We start from the raw sequence: 12,863 nt of genomic DNA, 5'->3' as shown, positions 1-12,863 counted from the left end.
CCCAATCTTGTTAGTTATATTCGTAAAATCCTCGTCCTGTTTTCTTTCCAAGCCAACCTGCTTTAACATACTTTCTTAACAGTGGACAAGGTCTGTATTTGTCATCTCCAAACCCTTCATGAAGTGTTTCCATAATATAAAGACACGTATCAAGACCGATAAAGTCTGCTAATGTAAGTGGTCCCATTGGATGGTTCATCCCTAACTTCATCACTTCATCAACCGCTTCTTTCGTTGCAACTCCTTCATAAACGGTATAAATCGCTTCATTGATCATAGGCATTAAAATCCGATTTGAAACAAACCCAGGGAAATCATTAACTTCCACAGCTGTTTTTCCTAACGTTTCAGAAACAGCAGAAATCGCTTCATATACTACATCACTCGTTTGCAACCCACGAATAATTTCGACGAGCTTCATAACAGGAACAGGATTCATAAAGTGCATCCCAATGACTTGTTCTGGTCGTTTTGTTGCTGCAGCAATTTCCGTAATAGGCAATGATGACGTGTTTGTTGCTAAGATGGCATGGCTCGGTGCTTGTTCATCTAATTGCGTGAAAATTTTCGTTTTGATTTCCATGTTTTCAACCGCTGCTTCAATAATTAAATCAGCTTTTTTCGCGTTTGTGATGTCTATTGATCTTTCAATTCGACTTAAAATTTTTGTCTTACCCTCTTCTTCTAAGCGTCCTTTGTCCACTTGTCTTTGTAGGTTTTTCTCAATTCCAGCTATCCCTTTTGTTACGGCCTGTTCATTCACATCAAGTAAAATAACGTAAAAGCCAGCTTGAGCATGAACTTGAGCAATTCCAGAGCCCATTTGTCCAGCTCCGACAACCATCACTGTTTTTATCTCCATTTTTTCATCCTCCTTATTTCTCCACTTGTATCATGACTGCATCACCTTGACCGCCACCACTACAAATTGCAGCAATCCCAATACCGCCGCCTCTTCGTCTTAATTCATATGCTAAAGTTAAAATGATTCTTGTTCCACTAGCACCAATCGGGTGTCCTAGAGCAACAGCTCCTCCATTTACATTGATTTTCTCTGACGGTAGGTTTGCAAGTGATTGACTTGCTAGAGCTACTGCGGCAAACGCTTCATTTATTTCAAATAACTCAATGTCTTCGACTGTTTTATTCGTTTTTTCAAGAAGCTTATTAATAACAAGCCCAGGAGTTTTCGGAAAGTCTTTAGGCTCGATTGCTAGTGATGTGTGAGCTACTATCGTTGCTAATGGCTTTAATCCTCTTTCTATTGAATTTTCTTCTGAAGTTAATACAAGGGCACACGCTCCATCATTTACACCAGGAGCATTTCCCGCTGTAATCGTTCCTTCTTTTGAAAAAACAGAAGATAATTTCGCTAATCTTTCTACCGTTGTATCAGAGCGTGGAGCTTCATCTTGAGCAATGGTCGTAATATTTCCTTTTCGGTCGGTAATTTCAACCGGTTCAATTTCTTCAAGTAATCTCCCATTTTCAATCGCATCTATTGCTCGTTTATGACTTTGTAATGCCCATTCATCTTGTTTATCACGACTGATGTTTAATTCTTTTGCTACATCATTTCCGTAAATACCCATATGTTGATTTGTAAATGAGCATGTTAGACCATCATGAGTCATCGCATCTTTGATTACACCATTTCCCATTCTCAATCCAAATCGAGCTTGCTCTAAAAAGTAAGGAGCATTACTCATCGATTCCATTCCACCTGCAACAATGACCTTTGCATCACCAAGACGAATCATTTGGTCTGCGATTGTTACACTTCTTATTCCGCTCGCACAAACTTTATTAATCGTTTCTGTTTCAACGTCCCATGGTAAATCTGCATAATAGCCTGCTTGTCTGGACGGAATTTGGCCTTGACCTGCCTGCAAGACATTTCCCATTATTAAATAATCTACTTGAGTTCCATCTAAGTTCGCTCTTTGTAATGCGGCTTTAATAGCATGACCACCTAATTGTGAAGCCGTCTTTGATTGTAATCCCCCACCAAACTTACCAAAAGGCGTCCTTGCCCCTTCAATAATGACTGTTTTCTGCAACATTTTTCCCACCTTCCTTGAATAGACCGAACGGTCGCTCAGTTTTCATCTTGAAAAGCTGCTCTTTTTTGAATACGCTTACAATAAGTGTACCTGATTTTTAACATTTGTCTAGTATGTATGAAGAGTTCAGTAGCAATTGCTCTGAACTCTTCATGGTGTCGAATACATTATATTCTAGTGTACAAGCTCCTTTTCCTGTTGAACTAAAGATTTTTCTAAAATTTCAACAAGGTCAAGCGTTTGTACGTTTTCTTCAACCTCTTTTGCTTTTGTTCCATCACTTAACATCGTTAAGCAATATGGACATCCGCTTCCAATGACGCTCGGATTGACTTCTAACGCTTGCTCTGTTCGGGCAACGTTCACACGTTCTCCTGCATCTTCTTCCATCCACATTAAGCCACCACCGGCTCCACAGCACATTCCTTTTTCACGATTACGTTCCATTTCTACGAGTGTCACTCCTGGAATTGCTTTTAAAATTTCACGTGGAGCATCATAAACATCGTTGTAGCGACCTAAATAACAGGAATCATGATAAACGATTGTTTCATTCACTTCATACTTCGGTGTAATTTTACCTTCTTGAATTAATTTAAACAACAATTCAGTATGATGGTAAACTTCTACTCCTTCTAAACCAAACTCAGGATATTCATTTTTAAAAGTGTTGTATGCATGCGGGTCAATTGTCACGATTTTCTTTACATTGTGTTTTTGGAACAATTCGATATTTGCTGTTGCTAACTCTTGGAATAAAAACTCGTTTCCAATACGACGTGGTGTGTCGCCTGAGTTTTTCTCTTTGCTTCCAATAATCGCAAATTTCACGCCTGCTTCATTTAACACTTTCGCAAATGATTGAGCAATTTTTTGGCTACGCTTGTCGTAAGAACCCATTGAACCAACGAAGAATAAATATTCAAATTCTTCTCCTTTTTTCTCAAGCTCTTTAACTGTTGGTACAACAATATCTTCACGGCCATCGCGCCAGTTTTCACGTTCTTTACGGTTAATTCCCCAAGGGTTACCTTGACGCTCGATATTTGTAATGGCACGCTGTGCATCTGCGTCCATTTTTCCTTCTGTTAACACAAGATATCTTCTCATATCGATAATTTTATCTACATGCTCGTTCATAACTGGACATTGGTCTTCACAGTTACGGCACGTCGTACAGGCCCAAATTTCTTCTTCTGTAATAACATCTCCAATTAAGCTTACATCATATCCTGCAGCCACTTCTTGGTTGCCTCCTGATTGCATTGCTAGCTGGTTCGCTTTCGTATTCGAAAAGGCGTATGCAGGCATCCATGCTTGACGCGATGTAACAGCTGCCCCTTTTTCAGTTAAATGATCACGGATTTTTATAATAAGGTCCATCGGTGATAACATTTTTCCTGTTCCTGTAGCTGGACACATATTTGTACAGCGTCCGCATTCCACACAGGCATATAAATCAACGAGTTGTTTTTGATTGAAATCTTCTACTTTACCTACCCCAAACACTTCTTGTGACTCATCCTCAAAATTAATAGAAGAAAGACGACCCACTTCATGTGTACGACCTAAAAATACATTGTATGGTCCAGCAATTAAATGCGCATGCTTAGATTGTGGAACATAAACTAAAAACGTTAATAAGAATAATAAATGCATCCACCAGAACACATAAAATAATACCGCTGCTGCAGTCGGTCCAATACCGGACGCAAGCCATGCAATACTAGAAGCAATCGGCTCAAATCCTGTTAAAGATTTATCTAGCCAGATTTTTTCCATTCCTTTTGCACCAAGTTTCGATACCATTAAACCGCCAATGAACACTAGCACAAGTCCAGCTTTCCATCCTCGTTTTAATCGAACAAGTTTTTCAACATAACGACGGTAAAATGCCCAAACAACGGCGATTAAAATCATGATAACTACAAGTTCTTGGAAAAATGTAAAGTACGGATAAAGAGGTCCAAATGGTAAATGAGAGCCAGTAGCTAACCCTTTCCAAATGACATCAATCGCACTAAACTGAACAAGTAAAAATCCGTAGAAAAACATTAAATGGATGATCCCACTTTTTTTATCTTTTAATAATTTCTTTTGCCCAAATACATTAACTAATACCGCGTTCAACCGCTCTTTTAGTGAGTGATCAAATTCTACCTTTTTCCCTAATTTGATGTACGTATAACGAGTCATAACTAAAGTTACAAACAAGTATACTGCATAGCCTGTAATTGCTAAAAAAGCAATGAGGTTAATCCATCTAAGCGCTTCCATTTATAAGCATCCCCTTTCATCCTTATCCTTTTTGTGAATTTCTTTGAGGCAAACACATTCTCTCCTCTAGAAATGCATTATCAGAAAATATTTTATTTTTAGGTTGTCATCATTATAACACAATTTTTAAATGAATGAGTATTCACTCATTAATTTTTTTATTTTTTTTATCAGTAAATATTGGCTTTTGTATTTTCATTAGAAACGGAAACAATAAATAACAAGATAATATATCTAAATAGGAGGTAAATATGATACTTGCACTTACTGTATTAGCTGTTGTCATTCTAATATTAGTTTGGCTACGCCTTGATTTTATCGGTGGCATGAAAGTTCAAAAAAGTGAAGCTCACAAACGAACTCAACACACGAGGCAAGGTCATGTTTCCCTTCTTCCAACTGGGGACGAGTTATTTCGAACGATGTTTCAAGAAATCGAACAAGCAAAAAGTCACATTCATGTGTTGTTTTATATTTTTAAAGACGATAGCATCTCCACAAAAATGGCCAATTTATTAAAAGAAAAAGCAAAACAAGGGGTCGAAGTCCGACTACTTGTTGATCGAATGGGGTCAAAACTGTCGAAAAAGTCGATTCAACAATTGAAAAAAGCCGGTGTCTCCTTTGCTTACTCTCATCCGATTCAATGGCCGTATTTGTTCTTTACTTTCAACCGAAGAAACCATCGGAAAATTACAATTATCGATGGGAAAATCGGCTTTGTTGGTGGGTATAATGTTGGTGACGAATATCTCGGACGCGATCCGAAATTTGGCCCTTGGCGAGACTTCCATTTACGAATTGAAGGGGATGGAGTCCAAGATTTACAAGAACAGTTTCTTGAAGATTGGCGCGTCGCTACGAACAAAGAACTTAAAAGCGACCGGTATTATCCTAACTTAAAACAAGGTCCTATTTCGCTTCGAATTTTACCAACTGATGGTGTATTTCTTGAAGAAGCGTTTATCGATTTAATTCGCCAAGCTAAAACAACAATAACGATTGGAACCCCTTATTTTATTCCTGGTAAAGCGTTACAAGGTGAATTAATGGCTGCTGCCAAGCGCGGTGTTGCTGTCCGCTTACTCGTTCCAAAGCAAGGCGATCACCCCCTTGTGAAAGAAGCGGCTTTTCCTTACTTTCAAGAACTATTAGAAGCCGGGGTTGAAATTTATCGATACTACCGTGGATTTTTCCATGCAAAAGTTGTTATTATTGACCGGCAAGTATGCGATATCGGTACAGCAAATTTTGATAAGCGCAGTTTTCATATCAACCATGAAATTAATTGTCTTATTTATGACGCTGATTTTATTAAAGGCGTCGAAAATGAAATTGAACACGATTTTTCAATCTCTGAACGATTAACAATGCAGCAACTTGAAAAACGCTCCCTTTTCCATCGGGGAAAAGAGCGTGTCGGAACAATGATTTCTGGTTTACTTTAATGCATGGGGTGGTGCTCGGCTTTTGGACATCAGTTCCGCTATTTTATAAAAATGAACTATTTTCCAAAGGCTTACGGACTTTGGTTCCGTAACATTAAAGATTAAATGTATTTTTGTCGCTGTTTTCGCCCATTAACGGAACAGATGTCCGTTAGCATTAAAAAAAGCGGTGTTTTCTATCTAATAGCGGAATAGATGTCCGTTCAGTTTGAGCGCATAATCTATATTGCGTCCTCTCCATGATGTGAGGACGTTTTTTGAATTTAACTGACCCTCTTACTATAATCGATTCTCCGTTGAAAAGCGATAACTAAAAAACCCCATCTTTATGATGAGGTTTGGACATTTACTTTTTTCTCAATAAAGCTTTTGATAATACAATTAAATTCTTGTGCATGTTTTGTCGGAACTTGGTGTGTCGCTTTTTCTACTAATACAACAGTTACATCTTCCAACCTCTTTTTAAACATGTCAATATAATGGTGGAGATAAAATGAGAGCGACCCGTATATTAACAACACAGGCACTTTAATTTCATGCAAATGTTCTGTCGAGCGATATTGTAACCCCGCTTTATACATTCTGCTTAATACATCCGGGTTTGTTCGTTTTATATGCTCTGCCAATTCATGACGGAACGCTGTCTCGTGTTTTTTACAATGGGCTGTTGCTAATACATTAGCGACAAGATTTATTGCATTTAGCTCGGTTGCCCATATCCCTAACTTAAACTCATTTCGTAGAATAAAATTATTTACTTCAGGAAAGCTTCCACTCATAATTAACGCAATAGCTCGCTCAGGATAAGATAAGACGAACTCTTGTGCAATTGACCCTCCATTGGAATACCCTAAAATAATCGCTTGATCAATTTTTAACTCATCCAACACTTGCTTTATATCTTCAGCTAATAAAGACATTGTGATTCGTTCTTTCCCTGCTTCACTTTTCCCATTCCCACGTAAATCAACAAAAATTAACTGATAATCCTTTGCTAACGGCAACTGTTTATAAAACGTTTTATACCCCATTCCAGGTGGATGAATAAAAACAAGCGGTGTTCCTTTTCCTTTGGATTCATAATAAACGGCCCGCTCATAACGACATTGAACATAAGGCATGTATATCCCTCCTATAGTTACCCTTGGTTAATCAACGGAAGAATCCATTGATACACTTTGTATCCTATATAAATCCCAACAATCCCCATGATACCGGGCAATGCTGGGGGAGCAGGGATTGGTAATTTTAAAAAACCAAATACAAGGCCTACGATTAACCCTGCTAGTAATGCGAGTGCGATTTCTTGCATACAATCACGTCCTTTTGTCTTTTTTATTTTCTCATTAAAACAACCCCACTATTTATTGTAAATAGTGGGGTTGTTGTTAACAATTCCTAAACGCTACATTTGCTCTGGTGCTTTTACACCGATTAGCTTTAATGCATTTTGTAATGTAATTTGTACAGCCTTAATTAATGCAAGTCTTGCTTTGCTCTTTTCATCATCTTCTGGGTCAATGACACGCTCAGCATTGTAAAACGAATGTAATGCTTGAGCCAACTCAAATACATAATTCGTAATGCGATGTGGAGATAGCTTTTGGGCCGCTTCAGCCACTGCTTCAGGAAATTCTCCAATTTTTTTCAGAAGCTCATATTCTTTCTCAGATTGAATCGCCTCTACTTTTGTTTGTTCATCATATTCAAAACCATGTTGCTCACCTTGACGTAATATACTCGAAATTCGAGCATGTGCATATTGTACATAATACACTGGATTTTCATTCGATTTGGAGACCGCTAAATCCATATCAAAATCCAAATGCGTGTCTGCGCTTCTCATTGCAAAGAAATATCTTGTCGCATCAATTCCAACCTCTTCCATTAAATCACGCAATGTAACAGCTTTACCTGTTCGCTTACTCATTTTCACTTTTTCACCATTTTGGAAAAGTGATACCATTTGGATGATTTCGACTTCCATCTGTTCTTTCTTATACCCTAGTGCTTGAAGAGCGGCTCTCATTCTTGGAATATACCCATGGTGGTCTGCACCCCATATATTAATGAGCTTTTCAAAACCTCTATCCATTTTATCTTTATGATAAGCGATATCAGGGGTTAAGTACGTATACGTTCCATCATTTTTAATTAAAACACGGTCTTTATCGTCTCCGTATGTCGTTGAGCGGAACCATGTTGCACCCTCTTCTTCGTACGTTTCACCTTTTTCTTCCAGTACTTGAAGCGCTTCTTCTACTTTACCTGATGTATAAAGAGAAGTTTCTGAATACCACTCATCAAACTCTACACGAAACTCCGCTAAATCAGCTTTGATTTTATCTAATTCTTTTTGCAAACCAAATTGTCTAAAGAAGTCTAGTCGCTCTTGTTCTGGCACATGAATAAATTTATCCCCATGTTCTGCAACAAGTTGTTGTGCAAATTCAATAATATCGGCACCATGATACCCATCCTCTGGCATGTCCATCTCCATGTTTAACGCTTGGAAGTAGCGTGCTTGGAGTGATAAGGCCAAGTTATGAATTTGATTTCCGGCATCATTTATGTAATATTCTCTCCCTACTTCATAGCCTGCTTTTTCTAAAATATTGCAAAGGGAATCTCCAACTGCAGCGCCACGAGCATGTCCTAAATGAAGAGTTCCTGTTGGATTTGCCGAGACAAACTCCACTTGTACCTTTTCATTTTGCCCAATATTTGTTTTTCCATATTGTTCTTTTTGTGTTAACACTTCTTTAATGATTTCAAGTAAATATGAATTGTCCATATAAAAATTAATAAACCCAGGTCCTGCAATGTCGACTTTCGATATCGATGCTTTTTCTTTGTCTAAATGAGCAACGATATCTTCTGCAATCGCACGCGGAGCTTTTTTCGCTACTTTTGCTAATCGCATCGCCATATTCGTCGCATAATCTCCATGCGCTTTATCTCTCGGCAGTTCCAGAACAACTTCAGGAATCTCGTTCCCTTTAGCTAACCCTGCTTTTTCAATGGCCGAGACGATCTCACTTTTTAATGCTTCTTTTTTTTGTTCCACACTATTCATGTGACCCCTCCTCGATTTCTAATAGTACTTCATGTGTTCTTGCCGTTTCTTCGTCAAGAATGGTCTTAAACACAGCTTCAATTTTGCCTTCTCCGTTTAATCCCCACATCACTTTTAAACGGGTTGTTTCAATGTAATGATTCAATGTTCCATACGGTGTTGAATAAGACCCTTCTGTTTTTGCATGAATATGTAACGGTTGCCTGACTGACACTTCTCCATTACGAAGAATCGTCATATGACCTGTTCCAATTTTCCAAACATTTGTCACTTGTCCAGAATCCGTTTTTTCAATATAGCGTAAGTACTTAATATCATCCTTACTCGTTAATTCTCCAACAGCCTTTCCTTTATATGTATTTCGCTGATTTTGTTCGGTTATGGAAATAACAAATGACACTTGGACTTGTTTTTTTTCAACCATGGAATCCCTCACTTTTTCTAAAAGGCTCTTTTCGATGTTGTTTTTCACTCATTTTCATTATCGGTTTCCATCACTTTATTGCCTTCCTTTACTAGCAAGCAACAATTCTTTCGAAAACAGCCTTCTAAAAACAAGTGTATAGTCAATAAGCTAGTCTTGCAAGAAATAGCAGGACCATAGCATCATTCATTGTTGATAGGAGAAGGGTGACTCAATAAATTAACACTCGCGTTTGAGTCACCCCGGTTGTGCTTTATTTATTTATAAGACGTTCGACAAATCGTGGTAACACAAAGGCAGCTTTGTGAATATCCTTTGTATAGTATTTCGTTTCAATCTCATGGAATCTAGCATCTTCTACTTGAAGCGGGTCATATTTCTTCGACCCAATTGTAAATGTCCATAACCCACTTGGATATGTTGGAATATTTGCTGTATATAACCGTGTGATTGGGAATGTTTCTTTCACATCTTGAAACACTTTTTCGATTAAATCGCTATGAAACCAAGGGTTGTCCGTTTGAGCCACAAAGACACCATCTTCTTTTAATGCTTTCGATATTCCTTCATAGAAACCTTTTGTAAATAAATTCACAGCTGGTCCAACCGGCTCTGTTGAATCAACCATAATCACATCATACTTATTTTCGCTTTTGGCGATATGCATAAAGCCATCATCAACTTGAACATCAACGCGTGCATCATCTAGCGCTCCTGCGATCGATGGTAAATATTTTTTCGAGTATTCGATTACCTTCCCATCGATTTCAACAAGCGTCGCTTTTTCTACAGAAGGATGTTTTAATACTTCGCGAATGACACCTCCATCGCCTCCACCTACAACTAAAACTTGTTTTGGATTCGGGTGTGTAAATAGCGGGACGTGGGCTACCATTTCGTGGTAAACAAATTCATCTTTCTCTGTTGTCATAACCATACCATCAAGTACAAGCATATTCCCGAACTCTTCTGTTTCAATCATATCTAGCTTTTGAAATTCGGTTTGTTCTGTATGTAATGTTTGTTTTATTTTCGCGGTAATACCAAACCGTTCTGTTTGTTTTTCTGTATACCATAATTCCATGTTCTTCACCTCTACATCGTATTCATTATCATTATTTTACCCTATTAATCCTACCTCTTATTCTTATCGAACAAAACAAAGTATAAAACATCAGCTAAAAAAAGCAAGAGATATTTTTAAAAAGTCTATTGTCTACGTTTAAAAACTTAGATTGATGACCAAAATTAGTAGAAACAAAGTCTCGTAAAAGAAGGTGACTAACATGGAGGTCATCCAACGCCGTGCAAGAAAAAAAAGACATTGGTTTCGTACATTATTTCGAATTTTCCTTATCGTTTCCATCTTAGCGATGAGTGGCGTCGTCTCGCTATTACTGTATACAAAAGCACAAGGTCCCCCACCTTTACAAGTCGCTCAAACAACACGATACTTCGGTGCAAATGATACAGTCATAGGAGAAAACCGGATGGGTCAAAACCGTTATTGGGTACCGATGGAGAATATTTCTGATGATTTAATTCATGCGACATTATCCATTGAAGATCGAAAGTTTTATCAACATTATGGTTTTGATTTCACTAGAATTGGTGGGGCCGTTGTTGCAAATGTCCGATCCGGTTCGATGGCACAAGGAGCAAGTACGATTACACAGCAATACGCACGTAATTTATATTTAGGCCACGATAAAACGTGGCAACGAAAAATTAACGAGGCATTATATGCACTGCGATTAGAAATGAACTATTCCAAAAAAGATATTCTCGAAGGTTATTTAAACACAATTTATTATGGGCATGGTGCATATGGTATTGAGGCTGCCGCTCTACATTATTTTGATAAAAATGCAAGTGAGTTATCCCTTGCAGAAGCGAGTATGCTTGCTGGAATACCAAAAGGGCCGAGCTATTATTCGCCTTTAAACGATTTAGAAAGAGCAACGAACCGGCAACATTTAATTTTACAAACGATGGTTACATCTGGTTATATTACTCAAACTGAAGCAGATGCAGCGAAAGCAGAGCCATTGGTTTTTGTTACCGATGAAGAAGATGCAACCACCAGTACAGGGTTATATTTTCAAGCGGTTGTTAAGCAAACATTAATGCAAGAATACGGACTTGATGAAGAGATTATCGAAAATGGCGGCCTACAAATATACACAACTCTAGACCCAGAACTTCAACAGTTAGCCGAAAAATGGGTAGAGAAGGAATTAGGTCCTCATGAAGAGTTACAATCGGCACTCATAGCAATGGACCCAAAAACAGGTGATGTACAAGCATTAATTGGGGGACGTAACTATTTTGAGAGTCCCTTTAATCGAGCAACACAAGCGAAACGGCACCCTGGATCTGTGTTTAAAGCTTTTTTATATTATGCTGCACTAGAAAAAGGCTTTACTCCGGCATCAACGCTGTTAAGCGAGCCGACAACCTTTTCATTTGACGATGGTCGTGTTGATTATACACCAAGTAATTTTGGTGACCGGTATGCCGAAGATTTCATTACTTTAGTTCAAGCGATGGCATTATCAGACAATATTTATGCCGTTAAAACACATTTATATTTAGGCACAAATGTATTACAAGAAACCGCAAGAAGGTTTGGAATCCATAGCCCTCTACATGACTTACCTTCTCTTGCTTTAGGTGCAAGTGAAGTAACGTTACTAGAATTAGTTACAAGTTACTCTGCCTTTGCGAATGGCGGGAGCACGGTTGAACCTCGCTTCATTCGAAAAGTAGTGGACCAAGAAGGAAATGTCATTATTAATAATGAACCCGAAGTGAATCAAGAATTTGATGAACGATTAATCTACATTATGAATGATGTAATGAAAGCGATGTTCGAAACGAATTTAGATGGTTATGCAAACGGAACTGGCCAATCCATTGCCCATATTATCAATCGCCCAGTTGCGGGAAAATCAGGAACAACAGATACCGATAGCTGGATGATTGGGTATACTCCGCAATTAACAGCAGGCGTTTGGGTTGGACCTGACACTGGTGATATGAACCAAAGCTTACACGGACAACATGCCAAACGAATTTGGGCGAACTTTTTGGAAGAAGCGCTTCAAGATGAACTAAAACTTGCCTTTCATGTACCAGATGGGGTAAAAGGTGTTTATATTAATCCAAATAACGGCATGCTTGCAAGTGAGGGGTGTCCCGCTAAACGGTTAACTTATTTCATTGAAGGGACGGAACCAACGGAAACATGTCCGGTTCATTCCGAAGAAGAAGTAGAAGAAATGATTGATGAACAAGAACATAAGAAAGAGCGCTTCCTAGATCGATTTATTAAATGGTTTAACTAATAAGAAAAACGCGTTGGGCGTCTTTTCGTTTCAAGCGAAGTGCGGAGCCCTGCCCGCTTTTGATAGTGAACCCCAAGTGTTCTTCTTTGGGTGAAACGCGCAGGTGCAGGTGCGCAGTCTTCACTCTTCTAGAATAAGCTTTCAAAGCTTCACTGCAACACCAAAATTTTTCCTTCTTATATGTAAAAAAGCGCATTAGACTTTGTCTAATGCGCTTTTTTTGTCCTA

At 38.4% G+C, this 12,863-nt stretch carries 10 protein-coding genes; 2 read left to right on the top strand and 8 right to left on the bottom strand.

Annotation, left to right across the window (positions count from 1 at the left end; genetic code table 11):
• Nucleotides 1-10 precede the first annotated feature (10 nt).
• The 3 genes from T323_RS0107780 to T323_RS0107770 all read right to left on the bottom strand — a co-directional run bounded on the left by T323_RS0107780 (nt 11) and on the right by T323_RS0107770 (nt 4,340).
• Entirely contained in the window at nt 11-862 is an 852-nt protein-coding gene (locus T323_RS0107780) for a 3-hydroxybutyryl-CoA dehydrogenase (protein WP_026672766.1), read from the bottom strand.
• Nucleotides 863-875: 13 nt separating this feature from the next.
• Nucleotides 876-2,060 (bottom strand): acetyl-CoA C-acetyltransferase, encoded by a 1,185-nt coding sequence (locus T323_RS0107775; protein WP_026672765.1) that lies wholly within the window; start codon nt 2,058-2,060, stop codon nt 876-878.
• A gap of 177 nt (nt 2,061-2,237) precedes the next feature.
• Nucleotides 2,238-4,340 (bottom strand): (Fe-S)-binding protein, encoded by a 2,103-nt coding sequence (locus T323_RS0107770; protein WP_026672764.1) that lies wholly within the window; start codon nt 4,338-4,340, stop codon nt 2,238-2,240.
• Nucleotides 4,341-4,591: 251 nt separating this feature from the next.
• Here T323_RS0107770 and cls point away from each other — a divergent pair, with 251 nt between their 5' ends.
• Nucleotides 4,592-5,788: a cardiolipin synthase gene (gene cls / locus T323_RS0107765; RefSeq protein WP_051556440.1), complete on the top strand. Its 1,197-nt coding sequence runs from the start codon at nt 4,592-4,594 to the stop codon at nt 5,786-5,788.
• Nucleotides 5,789-6,114: 326 nt separating this feature from the next.
• On the opposite strand, the gene T323_RS0107760 is transcribed toward cls, so the two are convergent.
• From T323_RS0107760 to speE, 5 genes are all read right to left on the bottom strand, one after another.
• Nucleotides 6,115-6,909 (bottom strand): alpha/beta fold hydrolase, encoded by a 795-nt coding sequence (locus T323_RS0107760; protein ID WP_026672762.1) that lies wholly within the window; start codon nt 6,907-6,909, stop codon nt 6,115-6,117.
• Nucleotides 6,910-6,926: 17 nt separating this feature from the next.
• A complete protein-coding gene (locus tag T323_RS26295) occupies nt 6,927-7,100 on the bottom strand; it encodes a XapX domain-containing protein (RefSeq protein WP_035178136.1) in 174 nt (57 codons plus the stop codon).
• Between the two features lie 93 nt (nt 7,101-7,193).
• Nucleotides 7,194-8,864 (bottom strand): arginine--tRNA ligase, encoded by a 1,671-nt coding sequence (argS, locus tag T323_RS0107750; protein ID WP_026672761.1) that lies wholly within the window; start codon nt 8,862-8,864, stop codon nt 7,194-7,196.
• The gene (locus tag T323_RS27880) at nt 8,857-9,288 is read right to left on the bottom strand and encodes a YwiB family protein (RefSeq protein WP_051556439.1); all 432 of its coding nucleotides are present in this window, start codon (nt 9,286-9,288) and stop codon (nt 8,857-8,859) included. The genes argS and T323_RS27880 overlap by 8 nt, the downstream gene beginning before the upstream one ends.
• Nucleotides 9,289-9,541: 253 nt before the next feature.
• Entirely contained in the window at nt 9,542-10,372 is an 831-nt protein-coding gene (speE, locus tag T323_RS0107740; RefSeq protein WP_026672760.1) for a spermidine synthase, read from the bottom strand.
• A gap of 202 nt (nt 10,373-10,574) precedes the next feature.
• On the opposite strand from speE, the gene T323_RS0107735 reads away from it, so the two are divergent.
• Nucleotides 10,575-12,635, top strand: coding sequence for a transglycosylase domain-containing protein (locus T323_RS0107735; protein ID WP_026672759.1), 2,061 nt, complete (start codon nt 10,575-10,577; stop codon nt 12,633-12,635).
• Nucleotides 12,636-12,863: the final 228 nt, after the last annotated feature.

Origin of the sequence: Alkalihalobacillus bogoriensis ATCC BAA-922 (assembly GCF_000621445.1) — a bacterium.
In the GTDB taxonomy this organism is placed as follows: Bacteria; Bacillota; Bacilli; order Bacillales; family Bacillaceae_F; genus Bacillus_AO; species Bacillus_AO bogoriense.
This window is presented reverse-complemented; position numbering and strand designations above follow the sequence as displayed.